This window comes from Mesorhizobium sp. M1E.F.Ca.ET.041.01.1.1 (genome assembly GCF_003997355.1).
Lineage (GTDB): Bacteria > Pseudomonadota > Alphaproteobacteria > Rhizobiales > Rhizobiaceae > Mesorhizobium.
This window is the reverse complement of the sequence record NZ_RZSL01000013.1, coordinates 1-22,609: the sequence shown is the minus strand read 5'-3', so window position 1 is coordinate 22,609 and position 22,609 is coordinate 1. Positions and strand designations below refer to the sequence as shown.

General features: G+C 59.3%; 17 protein-coding genes and 9 pseudogenes. 13 read left to right on the top strand and 13 right to left on the bottom strand.

The annotated features are described in order from the left end of the window. Positions 1 to 5 precede the first annotated feature (5 nt). The 3 genes and pseudogenes from EOA38_RS02975 to EOA38_RS02960 all read left to right on the top strand — a co-directional run. The gene (locus EOA38_RS02975; protein WP_127298391.1) at positions 6 to 824 is read left to right on the top strand and encodes an ABC transporter permease; all 819 of its coding nucleotides are present in this window, start codon (positions 6 to 8) and stop codon (positions 822 to 824) included. Continuing rightward, positions 824 to 2,479: an ABC transporter ATP-binding protein gene (locus EOA38_RS02970; RefSeq protein WP_127298390.1), complete on the top strand. Its 1,656-nt coding sequence runs from the start codon at positions 824 to 826 to the stop codon at positions 2,477 to 2,479. The genes EOA38_RS02975 and EOA38_RS02970 overlap by 1 nt, the downstream gene beginning before the upstream one ends. Before the next feature lie 532 nt (positions 2,480 to 3,011). Beyond that, positions 3,012 to 3,512, top strand: a pseudogene (locus EOA38_RS02960) (winged helix-turn-helix domain-containing protein); the annotation flags it as partial. A gap of 253 nt (positions 3,513 to 3,765) precedes the next feature. On the opposite strand, the gene EOA38_RS02955 reads toward EOA38_RS02960, so the two are convergent. Then, positions 3,766 to 4,800, bottom strand: a complete 1,035-nt coding sequence (locus EOA38_RS02955; protein WP_127298388.1) for an IS110 family transposase — start codon at positions 4,798 to 4,800, stop codon at positions 3,766 to 3,768. Positions 4,801 to 4,909: 109 nt separating this feature from the next. On the opposite strand from EOA38_RS02955, the pseudogene EOA38_RS02950 reads away from it, so the two are divergent. Then, a pseudogene (locus tag EOA38_RS02950) lies at positions 4,910 to 5,452 on the top strand (IS630 family transposase); the annotation flags it as partial. Here the strand turns inward: EOA38_RS02950 and EOA38_RS39715 are convergent. Next, positions 5,403 to 5,699, bottom strand: a complete 297-nt coding sequence (locus tag EOA38_RS39715) for a hypothetical protein (RefSeq protein WP_245480742.1) — start codon at positions 5,697 to 5,699, stop codon at positions 5,403 to 5,405. The pseudogene EOA38_RS02950 and the gene EOA38_RS39715 sit on opposite strands and share 50 nt — an antisense overlap. A 77-nt stretch (positions 5,700 to 5,776) precedes the next feature. Next, positions 5,777 to 6,145, bottom strand: a complete 369-nt coding sequence (locus EOA38_RS39710) for a reverse transcriptase domain-containing protein (protein ID WP_245480741.1) — start codon at positions 6,143 to 6,145, stop codon at positions 5,777 to 5,779. 712 nt (positions 6,146 to 6,857) lie between these two features. Between EOA38_RS39710 and EOA38_RS40170 the strand changes: the two are divergent. Next, a pseudogene (locus EOA38_RS40170) lies at positions 6,858 to 7,073 on the top strand (transposase); the annotation flags it as partial. A 144-nt stretch (positions 7,074 to 7,217) separates the two neighbouring features. Here EOA38_RS40170 and ltrA read toward each other — a convergent pair. Continuing rightward, positions 7,218 to 8,312 (bottom strand): annotated as a pseudogene (gene ltrA / locus EOA38_RS02935) (group II intron reverse transcriptase/maturase); the annotation flags it as partial. Positions 8,313 to 9,047: 735 nt separating this feature from the next. Here ltrA and EOA38_RS02930 point away from each other — a divergent pair. From EOA38_RS02930 to EOA38_RS39700, 8 genes and pseudogenes are all read left to right on the top strand, one after another. Further along, positions 9,048 to 9,359, top strand: a pseudogene (locus tag EOA38_RS02930) (transposase); the annotation flags it as partial. A 552-nt stretch (positions 9,360 to 9,911) separates the two neighbouring features. Then, positions 9,912 to 10,301 carry a helix-turn-helix domain-containing protein gene (locus tag EOA38_RS40165; protein ID WP_127298387.1) on the top strand — a complete coding sequence of 130 codons (390 nt, stop codon included), beginning with the start codon at positions 9,912 to 9,914 and terminating at the stop codon, positions 10,299 to 10,301. A 7-nt stretch (positions 10,302 to 10,308) separates the two neighbouring features. Beyond that, positions 10,309 to 10,596: pseudogene (locus EOA38_RS40160) on the top strand (transposase); the annotation flags it as partial. 79 nt (positions 10,597 to 10,675) lie between these two features. Beyond that, complete coding sequence (locus tag EOA38_RS40155; protein ID WP_245480740.1) at positions 10,676 to 10,861, top strand: transposase; 186 nt, start codon at positions 10,676 to 10,678, stop codon at positions 10,859 to 10,861. 521 nt (positions 10,862 to 11,382) lie between these two features. Continuing rightward, the gene (locus EOA38_RS02915; RefSeq protein WP_127298385.1) at positions 11,383 to 12,156 is read left to right on the top strand and encodes an aldolase/citrate lyase family protein; all 774 of its coding nucleotides are present in this window, start codon (positions 11,383 to 11,385) and stop codon (positions 12,154 to 12,156) included. 159 nt (positions 12,157 to 12,315) lie between these two features. Further along, positions 12,316 to 12,600, top strand: a pseudogene (locus EOA38_RS40150) (RraA family protein); the annotation flags it as partial. Between the two features lie 46 nt (positions 12,601 to 12,646). Further along, positions 12,647 to 12,958 (top strand): hypothetical protein, encoded by a 312-nt coding sequence (locus EOA38_RS40145; protein ID WP_245480739.1) that lies wholly within the window; start codon positions 12,647 to 12,649, stop codon positions 12,956 to 12,958. 588 nt (positions 12,959 to 13,546) lie between these two features. Further along, positions 13,547 to 13,673: pseudogene (locus EOA38_RS39700) on the top strand (ATP-binding protein); the annotation flags it as partial. 407 nt (positions 13,674 to 14,080) lie between these two features. On the opposite strand, the gene EOA38_RS02895 reads toward EOA38_RS39700, so the two are convergent. The 9 genes and pseudogenes from EOA38_RS02895 to EOA38_RS02860 form a co-directional block, all read right to left on the bottom strand. Next, the gene (locus EOA38_RS02895; RefSeq protein ID WP_127298384.1) at positions 14,081 to 14,893 is read right to left on the bottom strand and encodes a pyrroline-5-carboxylate reductase; all 813 of its coding nucleotides are present in this window, start codon (positions 14,891 to 14,893) and stop codon (positions 14,081 to 14,083) included. A 160-nt stretch (positions 14,894 to 15,053) separates the two neighbouring features. Then, positions 15,054 to 15,209 carry a hypothetical protein gene (locus tag EOA38_RS38930; protein WP_189434415.1) on the bottom strand — a complete coding sequence of 52 codons (156 nt, stop codon included), beginning with the start codon at positions 15,207 to 15,209 and terminating at the stop codon, positions 15,054 to 15,056. Positions 15,210 to 15,546: 337 nt separating this feature from the next. Further along, positions 15,547 to 16,491, bottom strand: coding sequence for an HAD hydrolase-like protein (locus tag EOA38_RS02890; protein WP_127298383.1), 945 nt, complete (start codon positions 16,489 to 16,491; stop codon positions 15,547 to 15,549). Continuing rightward, on the bottom strand, positions 16,488 to 17,459 hold the full coding sequence (locus EOA38_RS02885) for a phosphoserine aminotransferase (protein WP_210212944.1): 972 nt from the start codon (positions 17,457 to 17,459) through the stop codon (positions 16,488 to 16,490). Before EOA38_RS02885 ends, EOA38_RS02890 begins: the two co-directional genes overlap by 4 nt. 347 nt (positions 17,460 to 17,806) lie before the next feature. After that, positions 17,807 to 18,829 carry a hypothetical protein gene (locus EOA38_RS02880; RefSeq protein WP_127298382.1) on the bottom strand — a complete coding sequence of 341 codons (1,023 nt, stop codon included), beginning with the start codon at positions 18,827 to 18,829 and terminating at the stop codon, positions 17,807 to 17,809. 46 nt (positions 18,830 to 18,875) lie between these two features. After that, positions 18,876 to 19,682: an SDR family oxidoreductase gene (locus EOA38_RS02875; protein WP_189434412.1), complete on the bottom strand. Its 807-nt coding sequence runs from the start codon at positions 19,680 to 19,682 to the stop codon at positions 18,876 to 18,878. Positions 19,683 to 19,726: 44 nt separating this feature from the next. Next, a complete protein-coding gene (locus tag EOA38_RS02870; protein ID WP_348627505.1) occupies positions 19,727 to 20,920 on the bottom strand; it encodes an acetyl-CoA carboxylase biotin carboxylase subunit family protein in 1,194 nt (397 codons plus the stop codon). Positions 20,921 to 21,318: 398 nt separating this feature from the next. After that, positions 21,319 to 21,501 (bottom strand): annotated as a pseudogene (locus tag EOA38_RS02865) (transposase); the annotation flags it as partial. An 88-nt stretch (positions 21,502 to 21,589) separates the two neighbouring features. Then, positions 21,590 to 22,582 (bottom strand): cysteine synthase family protein, encoded by a 993-nt coding sequence (locus EOA38_RS02860; RefSeq protein ID WP_127298398.1) that lies wholly within the window; start codon positions 22,580 to 22,582, stop codon positions 21,590 to 21,592. Positions 22,583 to 22,609 lie beyond the last annotated feature (27 nt).

Below are 22,609 nucleotides of genomic sequence, written 5' to 3'. Positions count from 1 at the left end.
GCACCATGATAGGACGTATTCCCATCGGCGCCCTGATCGGCCTTGTTATCACCGCCCTCTTCTTCCTCGTCGCGATCTTTGCACAGTGGATCGCCCCCTACGGCCTCGGCGACATCGCGGGCGGAGTTTGGGAGCCGATCTCGGCGAAATTTCTCTTCGGCACCGACAATCTTGGCCGCGACCTGCTCTCGCGCATGATCTATGGCGCCCAGACGACGATCCTGATCGCTGTGCTGGCTACACTGCTTTCGTTCTCGATGGGTGCAATCCTCGGTTTCACCGCTGCCGTGGTCGGCGGCTGGTTCGATATGTTGATGTCCCGTTTCGTCGACCTGCTGATGGCGATCCCGACGCTGATCTTCGGTCTCGTGGTGCTCTCGGTGCTGCCGTCCAATGTCGTGACGCTGATTCTGGTCATGGGCCTTCTCGACTCAACCCGGGTCTTCCGCCTGTCGCGGGCGGTGGCGGTCGACCTCAATGCGATGGATTTTGTCGAGGCCGCCAAACTGCGCGGCGAAGGCAAGTGGTGGGTGATCTTCGCCGAAATCCTGCCCAATGCTTTGTCCCCACTGGTCTCCGAACTAGGCCTGCGCTTCATCTATGCGGTGCTGTTCCTGTCGGCGCTGTCCTTCCTCGGCCTTGGCGTACAGCCACCGGTCGCTGACTGGGGCGGCATGGTCAAGGAAAACAAGGACGGCATCGTCTTCGGCATAGGCGCCGCACTCATCCCGGCGGCGGCGATCGCCATGCTGGCGATTTCGGTCAATCTGGTCGCCGACTGGGTGCTCAACCGTACGACGAGCCTGAAGGGAGGACGCGGGTGATGGCTGATACCAAAGCGAAACCCGGCGTGCTGCTCGACATCCGCAATCTGCGCATCGAGGCCACGGTCTACCCGCCCGGCGAGCCGCCGAAGAACATCGTACTGGTGCACGACGTCTCGCTGACGCTGGAGAAGGGCAAGGTGCTCGGCCTGATCGGTGAATCGGGCGCCGGCAAGTCGACCATCGGCCTATCGTCGATGGGCTATGGCCGCGGGGGCGTGCGCATCACGCGCGGTGAAGTCATCCTCAACGGCCGCAACATCCTGACGCAGGGCCGCAACGGCATTCGCAAGTTGCGCGGCCGTGAGGTCTGCTATGTCGCGCAATCCGCGGCGGCGGCCTTCAATCCCGCCAAGCGGTTGATGGACCAGGTGGTGGAAAGCTCGCTCAAGCACGGCTTAGGCAACCGCGTTGAAGCCGAGCGCCGGGCGGTAGCACTGTTCCGCAAGCTCAGCCTTCCCGACCCGGAAAATATCGGTCGGCGGTATCCGCACCAGGTGTCGGGCGGGCAGCTGCAGCGCGTGATGACGGCCATGGCGCTCTGTCCGGAGCCGGACCTCATCATATTCGACGAGCCGACCACTGCGCTCGACGTCACGACCCAGATCGACGTACTCGCCGCGATCAAGGAAGCGATCCGCGCCACGGGTGTTGCAGCTCTCTACATAACCCATGACCTCGCCGTTGTCGCTCAGGTAGCCGACGACATCATGGTGTTGCGTCACGGTAAGATGATCGAGAAGGGCACGACTCACCAGATCATCAAGGAGCCGAAGCAAGACTATACGCAGGCGCTGGTTTCGGTGCATCACATCGACCATCAGGAGAAGCAGCCGACGCCGAAGCCGGTTCTGTCGGTGAAGAATGTCACGGCGGCTTATGGCCACGGCATCGTCAAGGTGCTGAAGAATGTCTCGCTCGACATCCATCCCGGCCAGACACTGGCGGTTGTGGGCGAATCCGGTTCCGGCAAGTCGACGCTTGCGCGCGCCATCACCGGCCTCTTGTCGCCTTCGTCGGGCGAGATCAGCTTCGATGGGCGCGCGCTCTCGGACCATCTTGCCGACCGGACGAAGGAAGATTTGCGGCAATTGCAGATGATCTACCAGATGGCCGACGTGGCCATGAACCCACACCATACGGTCGGCACCATCATCGGCCGGCCGCTGACATTCTATTTTGGTCTCCAGGGCGCCGAGCGCAACCGACGGGTCAAGGAGCTGCTCGAAGAGATCGAAATGGGCAATGGCTTCGTCGGTCGCTATCCGGCCGAGCTCTCCGGCGGCCAGAAGCAGCGCGTCTGCATTGCTCGTGCGCTGGCGGCCAAGCCCAAGCTCATCATCTGTGATGAGGTAACCTCGGCCCTCGACCCGTTAGTGGCCAACGGCATCCTGAAGCTGTTGCTTAATCTCCAGCAGATCGAGCAGGTGGCTTACCTCTTCATCACCCACGATCTCGCGACGGTGAAGTCGATCGCCGATTCCATCGCCGTCATGTATCGCGGCGAGGTTGTGCGGTGCGGTGCCAAGAGCGGGGTGCTGACGCCGCCCTTCGATGACTATACCGACCTGCTGCTGTCGTCCGTGCCGGAGATGGAGATCGGCTGGCTCGAGACAGCTATCGCGGGCCGGAAGATGGCCAGCGCGGGGAATTAAAGCGTGTCGCTATTTAATGGATTCAGGATTGATCGGGATAGGGGGACGCCTCACGGCGCCGCCCCTCCCACACCACCGGGCATACGGGTCCGTACCACGGCGGTTCGATCGGATTAAGCTTGGGCAGAGACATGGAGTCGAGGGAGACCGAGGGACTCGAAGTAATGGTTGCGCAGGGCCTGTTGGACCGCCGGGTGTCCTGACATGCGCCAGAATCCCGTCGGTGAACCGGCGGCAACCGCAGCTCCGAACGTTGGTACGCCATGACGGCGCAGTTCCTTGAAGCGGTTGTGCCCGTTCCCCCATTGCCGCCAAAGATACATGCGTAATCTTCGGCGGGTCCACGCTTCCAAGTTCGTAAGCACCCGCGGGGTCTGGCAGAAGCCGAAGTAGCCGCGCCATCCGATGAGGTATGGCTTCAGCTCCTTGACCAGCTGCGGCAGACTTATACCAACGGTCTCGGGCGCTGACTCTTTCGTGATTTTGTGTCGCAGGTGGACCGTGATTCCCTGATGCCGAAGGAGATTCGGCGATGGGTTCAGCGGTGAAATTACGGGATGACTATTCGGCGAGCGAACTTCGACGCCTTGCGCGGGCTTCGAAAGATGTACGGCAGAGCAGCCGGCTGTTATCGATCGCGGCGGTTCTGGACGGGATGAACCGAACCGATGCGGCGCGGATCGGCGGGATGGATCGGCAGACGCTGCGCGACTGGGTGCACCGGTTCAATACTGCAGGCCCCGACGGTCTTCTCGATCAGTGGTCGCCTGGTCCGCTGTCGCGGCTGTCGCCAGAGCAGCAGAGCGAATTAGCTGCGATGGTGGAGACGGGGCCGGACCGTGCCGTTGACGGCGTCGTGCGCTGGCGGCGCATCGACCTGAAGCGCGTCATCAAGGAGCGCTTCGGCGTGGACTATGACGCGCGCTATGTCGGGAAACTGCTGCACAAGCTCGGCTTTTCGCACATCAGCGCGCGCCCACATCATCCGGGCCAGGACGCCCATATTGTCGAGGAGTTCAAAAACGTATGGCCCGCCCGTCGGCAAGAGGTTTATTTCTGATGGCAACTATTGGTCTGCATCAACGTATACGGCGTGTCGGCTGAAGCCGTCGCCAAGATGGAGATCCGCACGCTCCGGGCCTGATAAAACTCACGGCGTCGACGCGCCATCTTTTGAACCAGGCTTCCAGAACGTCGGCTTGACCGTCAGGCCATCTTTCAAAGTCCTCCCGCAGACATCATGGGTCACACGGCGTTCATTTCGTGTCGCCGCTGACCTGATTGTTTCAAGCTGCCATCGCCGTGGCTCGGTTGGCCTGGAAGGTTACCTCGTGTCGCAATATCATCCATGCGATACGGGCGAGTTTGTTGGCCAGCGCGACGACCACCGTATTGCGGTGTCGTCTTGCCAGCAGATTACGTAACCAAACGCCCAGCGTGGTCTGGCTTCGGGCCAGTGACGGCAAGGCGGCCCTGGCCCCATGGATCAGTAGCGTGCGCAGGTATTTGTTGCCGCGCTTGGAGATACCAAGCAGTCTCGGCTTGCCTCCGGTCGTGTGCTGTCGCGGGACGAGCCCCAGCCATGCGCCAAGATCGCGAGCCTTGGCGAAGGTCGCGCCGTCGCCAACAGCAGCCACGAGTGCGGTAGCGTTGAGGGCGCCGATGCCGGGGATCGACGTCAGCCGCCGAGCGGCCACATTGTCGCGAGCGAGTTCGACGAATTCCCGGTCCAGAGCCCCGATGCGGCGATCGAGATCTATCCATTCCTGCCGCATATCGGCGAGCAAGCGACGAATGCGACTGCCGCTCATGAAGTCCGGATCTGCAAGCAAGGCATCCACTGCCTGCTCAAGCTTATGGCGCCTCTGCGCGATGACCGTGCCACGCTCAAGCAGGATGGCGCGCAACTGGTTGGTCAGCGTCGTGCGCGCGCCGACCAGCCGAGAGCGGGCCCGGTGCAACGATTGGACATCCAGTTGCGCCTGGGACTTGAGTTCGACAAACCGCATCGTCGGACGTGTGGCGGCTTCTGCGATTGCTTCCGCGTCCCGGTCGTCGTTCTTCTGCGCCTTCACGTAAGGACGCACATATTCCGGCGACATCAATCTGACCTCGTGCCCTTGTTCGGCCAGAAGCCGTCCCAGATAATGTGCGCCGCAGCACGCTTCCATCGCTACAGTGCAGGGTGCGAGCTTCGAGGCGAAGCTCAAGACCCTCTTGGGCTGCATGCGGCGACGCAGCACCACATTCCCATCCGAATCCAGCCCCGCAACGCTGCAGCTGTTCTTGCCAAGGTCAATTCCCAGCATCATGATCGTCATGGCTCGTCCTTCTCCGCTTTCCAAACACAGGCATCCTAGCCGATGCCTCAAAGGAGGGCGGGCCATTCCATAAAACTGGCCACGCACGCTGAAGGCGCATCTTTGCGACCTACCGCCGCGTACGAAGGTGGAGCTTTGGTTCCAGGATGAAGCCCGCATCGGCCAGAAGAACGGCATCGTGCGGCAATGGGCAAGGCGCGGCACCCGACCCCGCCAGCCGGCCGATCAGCGCTACAAGAGTGCGTATCTGTTTGGCGCGATTTGCCCGGCGCGCGGCGCCGGGGCAGCTCTGGCTCTGCCCTTTGCCGACACCGAGGCCATGCAACGCCATATCGACGAGATCAGCCGCCATGTTGAAAAGGGCGCACACGCTGTGCTCGTCATGGATCGTGCCGGATGGCACACCACCGCCAATCTCAGGATGCCGAAAAACATGACGGCGATCTTCCTGCCCTCGCGCTCCCCGGAACTGAACCCGGTCGAAAACGTCTGGCAATATCTGCGGCAGAATTGGCTCTCAAACCGCGTCTTCGACGACTACGACGCCATAATCGACGCCGCTTGCGAGGCTTGGCAGAAGCTCCTCGCTGCGCCCGAAACCATCACATCAATCGGAATGCGGCAGTGGGCGCACGTCGGTCAAACTCCATGACTCTTGGTATTATGCCCCGGGTCCGGCGTGTCATATCCCGGATCAGCGCCTTGAATTTGTCGAGGGCCTTCGGCGCGATGCGCCGCTCGCTTCCGTCATTCGCGATGCTGAACCCCAGGAACTTCCGCTCCTTCGGCCGCGCTACCGCACTCTTCGCCGCGTTGACCTTCAGCAACAGCTTTTGGGTCAGGAACCGGCTGACGGAGGCCGTGACCCGTTCTCCGGCGCGGCGGCTGCGAACATAGATGTTGCAGTCGTCGGCGTAGCGGCAGAAGCGGTGACCCCGTCGGGGCCAGTTCCTTGTCGAGGTCGTCGAGCAGGAGGTTACTTAGGAGGGGCGAGAGCGGACCGCCTTGCGGGGTCCCCTCGTCCACCGGACGGACCAAGCCGTCCTCCATCACCCCGGCATTGAGGAATGCCCGGATGAGTTTGAGCACACGCTTGTCCGGCCACCCTCGCAGCGACGCGCGCCATCAGGCTGTCGTGATTGACTCGATCGAAAAATCTTTCGAGATCAAGATCGACCACGTAGCTGTAGCCCTCGGCAATGTAGCATTGCGCTTGGGCTACCGCCTGATGAGCGGAACGTCCCGGACGGAAGCCGTAGCTGTGCTCGGAGAATGTCGGGTCCCACTGCTCCTGGAGAACCTGCAGCAGGGCTTGCTGGATCAGCCTGTCGACGACGCAAGGCACGCCGAGCTTTCTGACCCCGCCCTCCGGCTTGGGGATTTCGACCCGCTTGACCGGCTGTGGCTGGTAGGTTCCCTTGAGCAATCAATCCCGAATGCTTGGCCAGTGCTCACGCAGGTAGCCCTTGGCGTCATCGATGGTCATCCCATCCACGCCTGGACCGCCCTTGTTGCTTCGAACGCGTTTCCACGCTGTTCCAGATTCTCTCGGCTACATACCGTCTCCATCAGTTGTTCTGTTCAAGCCGGGCTTTCGGGTGCCGACTTCGCCACGAGCGGTTCGGCCCCTTGGTAACCGCTGACTGGGGCTTCACCCCGGTCCCTCGGTTCCAGGGCCAGTGAATACTGGGTCTTCTGCCGCTTTCCACTCATGAGTTGCCAGTCCTACTTGCCACTTCCAATCGTTCGGGCCTTCGGTCATCGTTTCCGGCTCGGCCTATCCGTTTGCTCCGCCTTTCGGCCTTGGAGTGCCTCACTAGCCTTGCCGACAGCATCACCTACTACGCCCTCTGCTGACTCCTGCGTCACGGTCAGGTCACCTTGCGGTTCCCTCAGTTCCGAAGTCGGAACATGACGCAGGCCTCCCCAGGTAAGTTCAATCGCCTTCCGCGCGCACCTGCCGGATCTACAGCCCTGCCCTTTGATGGATATGGACTTCGCGACACGTTGCCCGCTCGTCCGGCCAGGGATGCCTCATATCCGGTTTATGTTCGTCGGGCGGGGGCGTCTCGCCCGACGGCACACGCTGGATCTCGTGCAGGCCGGGCTTCTTTTTGCCCGTGCGCGTGCTGTCGCGCCTGTTTCGCCGCCGCTTTCTGGAGGAACTGCGAGTGGCCCGTGATGCGGGCCGGCTGGGCTTCTTCGGCAATCTCGCCCACCTGGCAAAGCCTGATGCCTTCGCCCGCATGGTCGCCGAAGTCCGTCGCCTCGAATGCCGAGTAGGTGGGGGCGTTGCTGCCCCCACCCCTCACGGTGGCAAACGAATGAAGAATCCTGGCTGGCGGCAGCGGATGGCGTTTCAGGATTTCGTTAAGGCGGGGCCATCGGAACACGCTTTGACGATCTCGCCGAGATAGCCATTTCTGCCATATCTTCACGACCTGATGGGCGAACCATCGCAGTCGCCGAGCATTTCCCCCGACCCCATAATAGGCGAAGTGGCCCCGCATCATGGACGAGAGATGGCGGTGCTGATCGCGGATCGACCAGTTCCGGTGTTTCCGGCACCAGTCACTTACCGCAGCCAGCGCACGAGCAAAACGGCCCTTGGCCGTGACTTGCATCACCATGTCCTTGCCTCTGCGCGACCGTCCCCACACGTGGGTCAGGCCGAGAAAGTCGAACTTGGTGCCATCCGTCTCCGGATGCCGTGTGCTTTCCGTCCTTCGCGGGCGAAAGTCGACGAGACGCGTCTTGTCGGGATGGGGCGTAAGCCCGAACCGTCCAAGACGTTTGTCCAGCACTGCCAGGACACGCTGAGCGTCGACGATGTTGTCGAACGCCATGAGCGCATCGTCAGCGTAGCGGACAATGGTACAGCCCCCACGGAGCCGCGGCCGCACCTCGGTCTCGAACCATTCGTCCAGCACGTGGTGCAGGAAGATGTTCGAGAGGCAGGGCGAGACCACGCCTCCTTGCGGGGATCCTTCGGTCGTTCGGTGCAGAAGACCGTCTTCGACGGCTCCTGCGTTCAGCCATTTATCGATCATCCGTCGGATGACGCCGTCCGTGACTCGCTGGTCGAGGAACGCCCGGAGATGGGAGTGCGGAATCGAGTCGAAGTATTTCTGTATGTCGAGATCGATCACCCAATAGAGCCGCTTTGCCCACAGCACGTTCTGCATATTGCGGAGCGCCTGATGGGCCGAGCGGCTCGGTCGGAACCCATATGAGCAGGGGTAGAAATCCTCCTCATAGACGGTCTCCAGCACCATCATAATGGCGCGTTGCGCCACCTTGTCCTCGAAGGTCGGAATGCCGAGCATCCTTTGCGACCCATCCGCCTTGGGTATATAGGCCCGCCGGACCGGCGGCGCACGATATCGGCCGGACTTGATGCGGTCCAGGAGGTCCAGAAGTCTGGTCTCCAGGTTCACCTCATAGTCCGCCGCAGTGACGCCGTCGATGCCAGGGGCACCATCCTTGCGGGTCAGCCGGTAGGCCTCCTTCATCCAGTCCAGATCGATGACATGGTGGAGCGAGCACACCGCCACACCCCGTTTCGTCCTCGCCAGTTCGGCTATCCGCTGTCGGTTGGTAGACAGGTTTGTGGGGTTTAGAGCCCCCTCCCATGTTTCAGGTCAACGGTTCTCTACACATGACGCCTCCCTTCGCTCCGTCGGGTCCCGGTGAGCGCGGTTCTCCGTCTTCACTGCTACTATGAAGGCGCTACGACTTCCCGCTCACGCATACCTGCTCCCTTATAGTTTCGGTCACAGGCCCCACATGCGCCTCCCATGTTCGTGGTCGCCGAGGCGCTCCCGATGAGCGTGGAGGACGCTCATCGAGCCTGGACCCATGGTCACCGGCGGGTCCCTGTTCCGGCGTACTTCGCTTGTGGACGTAAGCGGGATCTCACAGGTTCCCTGGCGATCCATCCCATGCCTTTGCCCTGCTCCAAGACCCCGGCCGAGCCGCCAGAACCTCGCCATTGGCGGTTCCGACGATGCTGCCCCCGGGCTACCCACGCCGAAGGCCTCCGCATGCACATAATCTCGAGGCTGACACATGGCTTCAGCATCCGCTGTCTACGCTTCACGAGCGACGTTGCCGCCGCCCATGCAAGACTCGCTTCCGGCTCGCGGGCTGCGCCTTTGCCGGGAGGGGGTCGAACCCTCCGGATCGCTTCGAAAAGGTTTCAGGATCTACATTCCATTCTCCTTTCCAGGGCTTAGCCTGTCGCAAGGGTCGTCTACGCCAAGCCACCTTTCGGCGGGCCGCAACAGGTGCTCGCCTATCTCGGCCGCTACACCCATCGCGTTGCCATCGCCAACTCCCGGCTGATCAGCATGGACGACGATCGCGTCGCGTTCCGCTGGCGAGATTATCGTCATGGCGCCAGGACGAAGGTCATGGCGCTCGATGCCCACGAGTTCATCCGTCGCTTCCTCCTGCACACGTTGCCGGACGGCTTCCATCGCATCCGCCACTACGGCTTCCTCGCCAATGGTCATCGCACCACCAGGCTCGAACTGTGCCGCAGGCTGCTGGCCAGACCGCGGCAAAACGCTCTCGAACCGGATGCCGAAAGCGTCGCTGTCGCCGCCGCGCATCGCTGCCCCTGTTGCGGAGGACCGATGATCACGCTCGCCATCTGGCGGTGCGGACAAGCGCCGCCGAGCCCTTTCTGGAGCGACACCTCATGATCGCGCCCGGCGCGTCCTCATCGCCATGCTCCGCATCCGTCGCCATGGGCGTCGGAACGCCAACTTTTGGCCCATCGTACAAGGGCCGAAGCAGCCAGGCTGGTGATGAGAGGCACAGCAATCTGACTGACGGCACCCGCCATCAAGATTCCGCCCTCTATCCTGGCGTCCTTCACCGTCATCGCATCTCGGGTGCCCTTCATCATTCTGGCAAAGACTATTCCGGCCACTGCTCCGGGCTACAATACCCATAGCGCCAGTCCTGCCCGCGGCTCCGTTCAATCCGGCTTACAATGAGGTCCGACGTCCTGCCAGGCGGCTCCGTCGAGCATGCGGACCTCACAGAAGCCTCCAGATTCCCGTTGATTTGAGTTCGTGATTCATTGCGGTTGAAAGGAGACCGCGATGGGCAAGCCGCTACCGCTTGAGTTGCGTCGGCGTGTTGTTGCGTATGTGGATGAGGGACATCGTCACCGCGAGGCAGCTCGCCATGTCCGCGTTTCACCTCGCTTTGTGAACAATCTGATCAACCTGCGCCGGCAGACCGGTTCACTTAAAGCGCGCCGACAGGGCCATGTGGGAGGCGGGAAGCTTGAGCCGCATGTCGAGTTTGTCCGCTTGCGGTTGGCCGAGGTCGGCGAACTGACGTTGGATGAGCTTTGCGTCGAACTGGAGGAGCGCGGGGTGAGCGTGCACCGCTCCAATGTCGGGCGCCTGCTCCAACGCCCGGGCTCAGTCATAAAAAAACTCTACAGCCCGCGAGCAGCAGAGGGCCGACGTGCGCCAGGCGCGTGAACTACGGATGGGGCGGCGAAAGCGCTTCTTCAACAAGGCTTTGACGCGGTTGATCTTCATCTATGAGACGTCGACCAACACCAAGCTGACCAAACGCACAGGCTGGGCGCCGAAGGGCAAGCGCTTCAGGACGCATGCACCATTCGGCAAATGGCAGACGCAGACCTTTATCGCCGGGTTGCGATGCCACGGTCTTGTCGCGCCATGGATCGTCAACGCGCCGATGAATGCCGCCATCTTCGAACGCTACGTCGAAACTCAGCTCGCTCCCGAACTGTCGCCCGGCGATGTCGTCATTCTCGACAATGTCGGCTTCCACAAGAACGAGCGCGCCGCGCAACTGGTTCGCCAAAGGGGCGCATGGCCTCCTCTTCTTGCCGCCATACTCGCCCGACCTCAACCCGATCGAGATGGCCTATTCAAAACTCAAGGCGAGGCTGGGAAAGAAGGCGGCCAGAAGCTTCGATGCACTCTGCGAGGCTCTCGGCGATATCTGCCATCTGTTCGAGCCAACCGAATGCAGAAACTTCTTCAAAGCGGCCGGATATGAGGCCGATTAATCGCGACACGCTTTAGTGACGTGAGTCCGCGACTTCAACCAGCGACTTCGCTCGCACGCACCTGGCCTGTTTCCGCATTCGAGCCGGACCGGTTTAATCGGAACTATCCGCGCCCCAACACCCGTCTGTAAGCAAATATTGAAGTCTCGCGCCTAATATGACTACGATACTACAGGCGACTGCACATAATGAGGGGGTTCGGCTGGCTCTCCAATCTACTGTCTTTTTCTAGCGGCCTAGGCGGTGCTTTCGAACATGGCCGTGATGGTCAATCCGTTCACCGGAGGGGCGCCATATTAAGAACGGGAATCGATTGGTGTGATAGCCAACTTCTTGGAGAACTGTATATTTTCGCAACCTCAGAAACATGTCACCGTCACCATAATAAGTCAGTTCGTTGCGCAGCAGCGCGATTTTGTGGCATCCGCCAGTAGGCTTTCTCCCTGAAAGAAGGCGTTCCGGCTAGGCGGCTTGCAGCTGACCAACTCAGTTGCGGCTAGGCAACGCAAAGGATTGTTGAAATGGCAGGACTCCGGCTCTCTGAAGCGATCAAATCGAGAAAACCCCAAATTGGTGGTTGGATGCAGACCCCGAACATGATGATCGCAGAGATTCTGGCACAGACGAATTTGGATTTTCTACTGGTCGACGGCGAGCATTCACCAATTCCACCAACCTCACTTTTAAATATTCTTCCTGCGACCGAACGGTACGGGATGCCTGTACTTTACAGAGTCGCCTGGAACAGGATCGAACTTATAAAAGCGGCTCTGGATCATGGCGCGAACGGCATCATGGTGCCAATGGTAAATACGGGTGCGGAAGCCATCGACGCTGTGTCATTCGCAAAATATCCACCTTCAGGAAAGCGCGGGTCTGGAGCGTGGAGGGCATCCAATTATTATCAAACCGACGCAGACTATCGGAAGAATGCGAACTCTAGCCTAGCTGTCGTGCTCCAAATTGAGACACGAGAGGCGCTTAACAATCTTGACGAGATAGCGTCGACACCTGGTGTTGACGCCCTCTTTATTGGTCCGGCAGACCTTGCCCTTTCCTTCGGCATGGAACCGGGAGGGCTTACGACAGAGTTGCTGGATGCCTGTCAAGCAGTCGCGAATGTCGCTAAGAAGTACGGCATCGCCTCGGGTATTGATGTGGCTTCCATAGACTATTTGCCACGGTTCAAAAAAATGGGCCTTAGCTTATTCACCCACGGATCGGAACTAGATTTTGTATTACAGGGCGGCCGCACTGTCGCGAAAAATTTCCACGACTCATTTCTCGCTGAGTAAGCCGCTCGTTCAGCTTTCAAACGCACATCAGGTGACTTCGTGGCCTTGCAGATAGCGAAGCCTTCCCGCGTGTTTGTCTCACTTCAGTTGAACGCTCCTGTGTTCGAGTATCCTCACTGGGTTGCTGGCTAAAATAGGAAGGCTATATGACTGATTACCGTGTCAATCCCATGCCGGAACCGTTGTCGCCCGAAACTCGTTCAAAAGCTGCAACTGGTTCAAACAGCGAGTATCGGCCATTTTCGCCAGTGGGGCTTTTTAGATCGTCGAATCCGACCGCTTCTTCGCGGTAAACGTGTTGCTGGTGTCGCGGTTACTGTGGCAATTCCCGGACCGGATTCGACGCTACTTGGTCACGCGCTAGGGCTTCTTCGTCCAAGCGATTTCGTGGTAGTGGATCGCCTCGGAGATGATAGGTATGCCTGCTGGGCCGGAGCGGTTACAGCTACGGCCAAGGCCGCCGGCGGGGTAGTACGGTCCGTGCACGGACTTGCTCGAGATCGAAGAGGCGGATTTCCCCATGTGGTGCCGCGGACTTTCATCGATCACCGCGGGGTGGTACAACCTCGGCGGGACCATGAACCACCCGGTCGCTTGCGGGAATGTTCCCGTGCTTGCCGGCGACATTATGCTCGCGGACGAAGAGGGGGTGGTGATACTGCCTCGCGAAGAGGCAAACGAGATCGCCGACAAAGCTATTGCCCTCCAGGAGATGGAAAAGGCTACCCGCCTGGAGATGCCGGCTGAGGAAACATCCGATGCGACTAAAATGGTGCTAGAGGCAATTGACCGGCAGAGGTAAAGCAGATGTGGACCGATGCCCCGTTCCTAGCATCAAGGTCCCGCCAGCGCCCGCTTCCGACCCGGCGCCCTGAGACAACGCATCTGGCATCGCCATCTACGCCGAGCGCGGAGCAGGCTGTGGAAAAGTCGTCCTACGAGACGCCGTCTACACCAGTTTGAGGAACGACCGTTTCTGCCGAAACTCCGGTTGCGGCGCCAGAGGCCCTTACCTACCTGAACAAAACCGCGCGAAATCTGCCGGTGCCATGACGGGGAGAATATGCATCTTATCGTCATGGGCAGGTGGGCCTCAAAGAGAAAATGATCTGGAGTCGAGGAATGCACAGTTTTCGACCTCCAACACGAGTCCACCAACAGGATGGGCAACGCCGCAGATTTCACAAAGTTCCATGCGGACGCTGTTTGTTCGTTCGGCCGGACTCGGTAACGGACCTCCTTCCTAGACGCGACCTCCACGCCTATGGGGTCGATGATCCAATTCCCGTGGTAGCGTGCCTCGCCTGTGAGGATGCCCTGTCCGATACTAGGCTCGACATTTCCCATTTCCCTGCCGCACCAATGTATGCTTCGTCTGCGGCGCCAGCCGCACCTGCCGTTCGGCGAATGGCCCGCCGTCTTGGGCGATGACGACAGCGCTCCTCGACCGTCTCACTGATCATTGCGAGATTATCGAGACCGGAAACGACTCCTGGCGCTTCAAGAACCGCGCCTGATCACCCTATCAAGCTATCAAGCTGCCAAGCGCCATCCGCGCTCGCCCGGGCTGCGCAACCCTGACCAGCTTCGCCCGGGGGAACGCTGAACGCTGCGCACTACATAGGGGGGTCAAATTGGATTGCCACCAACAAGGTCTGCGCCCTGCGCCACGTCGAGTCCCTTGAGCTCTTGCCGCCTCCGGCGCCCACCTTGCCACCGCCCGCCAAGCCGCAATACTTCTGAGCTCTCGCCGATGGCCCGCTCGGGGCCGAAGGTGGCGGACATCTTCCGCCGCTTTGGCGACGCCCATCGCACTCAACATGACGCGTTGGCTGTCGACCGCCCAGCGTCGCGTCACCTTCGCCTCAAGTAGCGCGCCACGGCGATCGCGAGCGAGGACTCGGATTGTAGCTGAAGTACAGTTTCATTCGGTCTCGGTCCTTGGAACCTGGTTCGATCTTGAGTGCGTGTCACAGGTAATACGGCGATGGACTCCATCCAGACGTTCCGTGACTGCATCGAATACCTTCAGGGCCGTAAGCTCGCGAAGAACCTGCTCATTAATCCCACCGCGGGTCGCGTAGTCTTGTGCGAGATGCATGAAGTCCTTTTCCGGCAGCATCTCCGGAGCGTTCCCCAACGCCTTGAAAAGGCTTGCGATGTAGTCGCGCGCCTTGCCGTCCCTAACCCCATGCTCCTTCAGCCACCTGTGGATGGTTTCGAGGTATTTGAAATAGCTGCCATAGGTCGCGGTGGCGACGCTCAATGCGTCGAACTCGCTCGAATTCTCTACCTCGATCACCTTCCCCAGCCTGCCGAACAATTTCGCCACGCCCGCATCGGGCGGGTAAACGATCGTTGCGCCCAGCCGGTGAGCAAGCATCGGCATGGGAAGCGCTTTCGTCACGGACACTGCGGGAGCGGTCAGGCCGGCTATCTCCTCGCGCGACAGTGTGGCGATCAGGCTGACGACATGATGCCTGTGACGAAACCGCAATTCCGGAAGCACCTGATGGGCAATCTGCGGTCGGATCGCCAGCATGATGGTGTCGCAACTATCGAGAACTGTTTGATTGTCGCTCGCAACGCGCACGTCGGGATGGCGGGAAGCGAGACCCGCTGCGATGTCTTGGTTGCGAGGTGACAGGAGCACCGAAATCGAATTGTCGGTGATGGATTTGAGCCCGGTGATAATAGCCGCTGTGAGCGCACCTGTGCCGATGACGCCGAGTTCCATTGATGTTCCTCACGCTAGTCGTCTGGATGGGCTATCCGCTGATTACAGTGGCTCCTACTCCAGCGGTATCTGAGAACGCGCTTCGCGGCAGGCGCTCAAGCGGGCCCCCAATTCCACGCCAAGAGTTCGATGCAAGGAAAGGCGCGCTGCCGAATCTGGATCAGATGCTAACTCCTTCAATCCCTGCCATGACATCCTCGATTGCCGGACCGCGCTCGGTGGCATAGCGAAAGCTGGCGTCGCTTGCGGGCCGGCCCAGGAGCACGGCGTCGCCATCCAGCAGCTTTTCGGAGAGCGCCAGCCTTCTGCCTTGCATGGGCGCAGACTCGGCGTTGCTAGGAGCAGGCCCTCCCTGAGGCGGCAGACTGGCGCGCTTTCGCCATCGGCGAATGTAAGCTGGTAGGCCGACTTGCAGATCCGAAGCAATAGCCAGTTGGATTCCATATGCCCGCCGAGCAACGCCGGCAGCAACCCGTCGCCGGCGTTGGTGAGGCTGAAGGCCACGTCCAGCGGCAGGCGCGACAGAGTGGAGGTCATGGCCAGGCCAAAGCCGAATGCGATGGTGCGCGCGGTTGTCGCGTTGTCCGTCAGTACACGCGTGCAGCACCGAGGGCGCCAAACTGCCCAAACCTGATTTGTTGTGCTGGAATGCATCACCGACAGAAGGTGGTAAGCAAACTGCTGTCGAGGATCTGACCGAGGTTTTTTGCGACATAATCGGGTGCGCCGTTTTCATCTTGACGTAACTCGCCGGAGTTGTTGAGGCCAGCGGTTACGAGAAGCGTGTCGACCCCGGCAGCCTTTGCGCCCTTAATATCGGTATCAATCTGATCGCCAACCATCAAAAGACAGTCCGTACCTGCCCGAGCGATGCACTCTTCGAAAATCGCTCTTCCTGGCTTGCCCATAACCTCGACACAGATTGGAGGAGCTCCGAAGGGGGCTAGTCCTGCCTGAAGCATTGGTCCTATTATCGCTGGTCCAAAGGCCAGTGAGCCGTTCCTGCTAGGATAAATGATGTCGGCGTTTCCCGCTATGATACGGGGCATTTCACCTGTATTTATCAGTCTGCGTTGAAATGTTGACAGGATGTGATCGACAGACCGTTTAAAATCAAAACCTTCGTCATCGATCACTACGAGCGTGTCGAATGTGTCGGCCGTGTCAGCAGAGTGAAGATTTGGATGCTTGCCGAAAACGTCATCCGCAGCGCGCGCGCTGCCCAGATATGAAACTAGCCGCCCGGCTGCCACCTCTTCGAGTACGCGATGTCGCACAATACCTCCCGCGGACACGATACGGTCGACCCCCGGAATCGGAAGTCCCGCGCCTCGTAAACGTGCGAATATCGTTTCATCCGATCCACTGCTGATATTCGTCACGATGTAGTATGGCTGGCCGGATATATTAAGTCGCTCCAAGATATCAACAGCACCTGGGAGGCTTTCGTCATCGATGATTAGGACGCCAATCGCGTCGAAAAGTATCGCGTCATAGCAATCTGCCAATATCTGAGGAGGACGCTTGAGCTTTGCTCTGCGGCAGTGTGGGGCGCCACACTTACCGCTGGAAAGGCCGCCCGCCGGAGATCCGATCATTGTTGCATCTCCACAAGCGTGAACGCATCGGACAGGCCGATATTCGGTTCACAGCTATGACTGCTCGCTGCGATCTCCGAAATCGTTTCTGGCGGTATGCTGCCCTCGCACGTCTCGCTATAAGCCCAGGCCAGCCAGTCACATAAGAGCGCCAAGTCTTCTGTCTCGACCGTAGGGCCCGCCCATATCCGGAATCCTGGGGGCGCGTCACCGTAGCTCCAGATGTCAAAAGCCGCGCCTTCGGCTTCGAGTAGACGGATCATCCCCGCAGCGATTTTGCCGTCGTCCTCTTTCTCGCCGGCAGCGAGCTGCTCTTGTACAAGCCGAAGAGTAATTGAACAGGTGGAGCGTGCTGCCGGATTGGTGCAAATCCAATCGATCCAAGGAGTAGAGTTCACCCAGTCGTCCACGACAGCATAATTATTGGCAACCCTGTTCAGAAGCGCGGGTAGTCCACCGCACGCTTCGGCCCAGTCGAGCGCAGAGTGGATGTCCTCGACGGCGAACATGCTGGGGGTCGAGATCGTCCGGCCGCCAAAGAACGCATTGTTCACAGATCCGTCGGGGTTGTGCAGTCTCATGAGCCTGGCTACAGGCTTACGCTCGCCGGCTTTCAGCCGTGCCTGGGCTCGAGGCGAGAGCGCGATCATGCCGTGGCCGCCTTCACCGCCAAGCGCCTTCTGCCATGACCAACACAGAACATCGATTCGGTCGAAGTCGATATGCCTCGTGAAAGCCGCCGAAACGGCATCCGCGATCACAAGCCCGGCACGGTCAGGAAGAATCCAGTCAAGATCCGGTGGACAGACGCCGCTGCTGGTTCCGTTTAGCACAAGAACGATGTCGTGATTGGGGTCGATCCTGCCAATGGTCGGAAAATCTCCGAAAGCACAAATGTGCCGGCTTTGGGGGGCAAGCGCCAACGTATCGATCTCATTTGCCCAATACTGCGAGAAGCTGTCTGACAAGAATGTCTCGACTGGAAAAGGGCCGAGTAGATTTTGTAAGGCCATGCTGCAGGCCCCAGTGCCCGAACCGGGCACGATTCCGCAGAGCCAGCCATCAGGCAGCCCTAGCAAAGAGCCCATGCGCCTGATTACCTCTCCCAGCCTTTCTGCTCCCTCGGAGCTCCGGTGACTTCGTCCAACATAGCGCAGCATAGTTGGGTGCACGCTCCAACCAGGATGTTTACGGCAAGGGCCTGATGAAAACCGCGGATCGGACGGGAGGAGCGATGGTTTTACAACCGCGTTTGGTAGAGCCATGGCTTCCTCCAAATTGGGAAAACGGGGCGCCTCAACAGAGATATCTGCGATCAGGCGATGTCCTGCGCCATTAGCGCCGACAGCTTGTCATTGGCAAAACTCATCCGTTCATCGGCGGGAAGGTCCGAAAGGCGCCTGATAATTGCGGCGTCAGACAAGGCCCCGCCTTCACAAAGCTTTTGAACATAGGACGGATGGATGAAGTTTGAGCCCGCGTATTGATATGCCGCGCTGCTGCCCCAGCCATACCGTTTGCGAAGCGGATCGAAGTGACGCAGAACGTGCTCGAGGAGTGCCCGTTCCTGGGATGTTTCGAGGCGAGTGAGAATCGGTAGGAGCTGCTCACTAGCCGTATTTCCTGCCCCGCGGCCCATGCCGCCCATGGTGCAGTCTATCCAGGTCGCTCCCGCCATCGCGGCGGCCACTGAGTTGATCAGTGCATATCCGCGGTTGTCATGGCCGTGGAATCCAATGTCAGGCTCAATTCGACCCGCAAACCGGCCGATCAACTCCTGAACGCGAGTCGGCTTCATAGAGCCAAAGGAATCGACGATATAAAGCACGTCGATGGTGTCGATCTGCTTTACCTCCTTCACGCACATCTCAATTTCTGCAGCATTTGCTGCATCGATCTGCATGAGATTCAAAAACACACGGAAGCCCCTGTGAGACAACTCAGCACAAATGTTCCGGCAGGCCGCCAAGCTTCTGTAATGCGCCGCCACGCGGACGGTCGTGATATGCCCTGGCACTAGTCCTTCTGTCAGGCGGATCATGGCAAGTGGTATAGGCAGTTCGCTCGCAAGCGCATCCTTGGCGTCGATCATCAGGCATGCCTTGACCAGGAGACCAGCAGCCACCTGTTCGGCCTTAGAGCTCGTCACACTGGCGAAATATCCGTGGCTCTCAGGCTTTCCGGCGAGCCCTAGCTCGACCATGCGCACCGGGAGAGTGTTGATAGTAGCGACATAATCCGACACAAGCTCCGGCGCGAAATCCCAACCTGTGTAGTAGCCACCGTCGCGCAAGGTACAGTCTAGGAAGTTCACTTCATCTGGTATTATGTTTAACATTGCCCAACCTCATCCAAATACCGCCACAACATCGAAGCATCCTGCATCAGCTCGCGGCGTAGCCCCCATCGACATAGAGAATCTCGCCTGTGACGAACGATGCAGCTGGGCTCGCGAGGAAAATGTAAGGCCCGAAATATTCGGACAGATTGCCGCGGCGTCGCATTGGAGTGAGTTCCATTGCGCGGCGCTGATAAGGGCTATCGAGATTAGGATGCACCCCATCCATGAAGTTGTTGATGAATCCAGGTGCGACGGCGTTTACACGAATGCCCTTATTGGCCCATTCTACCGCCATGGTGCGCGTCAGTTGATTGATGCCACCCTTGCTCGCAGCATAGACAGTCAGGCCCGGTATGCCAAGCGAACTGGCGACCGAAGAAGTCATGATGATGCTGCCGCCGCCTTGATCCAGCATTGCTTGGGCGGCAAACTTGGCACAATAGTAGTAGCCACGCAGATTGGTATCGATAATTTCGTCCCATTCCGGCTCTTCATATGAATGCGCTGGCTTAATGATGTCGGTACCAGCGTTGCAGACCATCACATCGATCCGCCCAAACCGTTCGACGGTACCACTGATCAATGCCTTGCAATCGTCGTGCGACCGCACATCAGCGCGGATAGCCGTCACGTTGATTCCTTGGCCCGCAAATTCGGCCTCTGCTTCGGTCAACTCTTCAATATCGTGCGAGGAAAGGACTATCTTCGCACCCAACCGTCCAAAGCAGGAGGCGAGCGACTTCCCTAGACCGCGGCTCGAGCCCGAAATGCAGACTACCTTGCCATCAATTCCAAAGAGCTCCTGGTATCCTTCTGCAGCAACTGCAGAATTACGATTTCCATCCGACATAATAGATTACCCCGCTCCAGCTATTATTTTGATTTGGTTTCAGGTCAAGGTGTCATTTCGTCAATGGTCGGAAATGGTGTGATCGACCAATCGATCAAGTCGACGGCACGTTGAAGTATCGCCTCGGTCTGAGCAAGGCTGGGCGAAGCGGCGATGACACATCCCAAAGCGTCTAGCTCGTCGCCGTTCCTGATGATCGGCGTCTTGGGCCCAACACGAAATTTGACATCGGCGACACCTGGTACAGCAGCCGCCCGAGCAACGCCATCGATCCAATCAAGGGTGCCATCGCGATCAGGAAGGAGGCACCGCCAGGCCACCACGTGTGAGTGCCTTCTGCGCAAATCGCATTTATCGCCGATGACAAGCTTGATGTGCTCGGTGATAAGATCGATACCGTAAGCCAGCTGAGCCGTTTGAGCACCGCCAGACATACGCGGATTGACTTCAATGACAACTGGGCCACGCTTCGTCCACCGGAACTCTATGTTCGTTGGCCCCCAGCCAAGGTCGAGAGCGCGCAAACAGCTCAGCGAAACATCGGCAATACATTTATACTCGTCATCAGCCAGCGGGGCCGGAAAGATGCCCTCACGAAAGACGAAATGAGGTGGGGGGCCGAAATCAGCGGCCCCAATCCCAACTAACTCATTTCCGATTAGATGAGCGCAATAATAGGGGCCTTGTGCGAATTCTTCAACCAGTATCCTCGGCGAGGACCGCCATATGTGCTTCCCACCCAACAGATAGGTCGTGTGTTCGACTACCTCCTCGACGTTGCGGCACAATCGGACACCGACACTGCTGCTGCCCACCGTAGGCTTAACTATCACCGGCAGCCCGATTTCCGCGGCAGAATCTTTTATCTCCGCTGCATTGGCCGCCAAGCGATAAGCAGGCATCGGAACGCCTGAGGCCGCGAGAAGTTGACGCTGAGTGTACTTATCGAAGCATTGTTCGACAGCGTCCGGATTCGGTCCCGGCAGATCGAAATGACGGCAGAGCTTGCCAACTGTCGCATACACTGGGTCCACCGCGCCCGTAATGCCAGCGATTTCATAGGTCTCTTGGAGCCTGGAACATTCGCGGATTAGCGCATCCAGATCGTCTGTATCAACACGGATTGTCTCAGCCCCCTTCGCCCCAAAATGGTCATAACGAGTTGGATCGTCCGAAAAGGTAATTGGCTGGAGGCCAAGACGCTGAGCGGCCTGGACGTAGCGCAGGCTCGTACCCATTTTCGTGCCTCCAAGTTGGATCAGTGCTCTTGCCATTGGCTGTGGACCCCTTCTGTGCGTGCCGTGCGGCGGTCTGAAGGATTGGCGCCATCTTTGCAGTCGCGCTTTGACCTCAGACCTTGCCCCAAGGCTACCATCGTCAACGAGTTTGCGGCGTTAAGACTCTGCAAATTTTATTTTGCGTTTTGTTGCAACGGGTGCCGTTCGAGCTTTTGTGTGCGTCTTTGCAAAGCCGGACAGGGCCATTGTCACGTCGTTTGAAATGTGCCCGCATGGGTTTTGTTGCAACGGCTGAATGGGAGTGCAGATACGTCTGACACCAGGCCAATGTTCGTGCCCACTGGAGTGGTGTAGCTGACGGCATTGTCGCCGTGCTCTCCGGCATGGGCCGGAATTGATCAGCGCGCCACTGCCGGCAGGCTGATGAGCGGATCATCGCTCATTTGGCTGATGGTCTCAAGAGTCATGTAGCGCGCCCGCTGCACGGCCCATTCATCATTCTTTTCAAGCAGCAACGCGCCGACGAGACGGACAATGGCATCATCATTGGGGAAGATGCCGACGACCTCGGTGCGCCGCTTTTCGCAGAGTGGTCATTGCACGCCTCCCGGCCATGGCAGGCTCAACGCGCAGCTCCTCATTCCAGAACGCATCCGAAAGTATGCTCCCTTACGCAAGCCAGCCGTCCAACTGGGCAGCGATAGCTGGATCCAGGAGGAAGCGCTTGGCCATCCAATCATCGTCGAAAACCGTGCGGAGATATTTCTCGCCGCCATCTATAACGATGGTCACAACCGTGCCGGTCAGCTTTCCGGAGGCGATGAATTCCAGCGCCTTGTAGATGGCGCCGCCGGTCGAGCCGCCGACCAGCAGTCCTTTGCGCCGGGCGATGTAGCGCGCCGTCTCGAACGCCTGGGCGTCGGTTACCTGCACACCCTCATCGATGCAGCCATAATCCAGCACCTTTCCGGCTTGGGTGCCGGTAGGCATCCCCGTGCCTGATTGGTAGTAGGGATGTCCCGGATTGCCGAAGATGGTCGACCCGGCTGGTTCGACGGCGATCGTGCGAACCACCGGACTGTGACGTTTGAGGCGTTGCGCAATGCCGGTCATGGATCCACCGCTCCCGACGCAGCCGACAAAGGCATCGATGCCGTCCGGAAGCTGCGCTAGCAACTCGTCGACGAGTCCCGCATAACCCTCCGGATTTGCGGGATTGTCCGCTTGGTTCATGAAAAGAGCGCCTGGAAGCTGCGCGGCGAGCTGTGCGGCGAGACGCACCCGTTCGACCACGGCAACCTCGTCCTCGCGGTGGTCGCCTTCGACGTAGCGAATCTCTGCGCCGAGCACATGCATCATACGGATCTTGTCGGGTGCCGCATGATGGTCCACCACGGCGATAAAGCGCAGGCCGAATTCCAGGGCGGCGAGCGCCAGACCAGCGCCGGTATTTCCGGAAGAAGATTCAACGATCGTGCCGCCCGGAGCGAGGCGCCCGTCCTGAAGCGCAGCTACGACCATGCTTCGTGCCATGCGGTCTTTCATCGAGCCGCCGGGATTGTTCTTTTCGATCTTCAGGACCATACGGGCATTCCGGTTGGGAACGTCGATCGACATTACCGGCGTCTGGCCGATCAAGTGCATTACGGTCGTGTGGAGCATCATGCTTCTCTCCAAATGTGTCTGGAA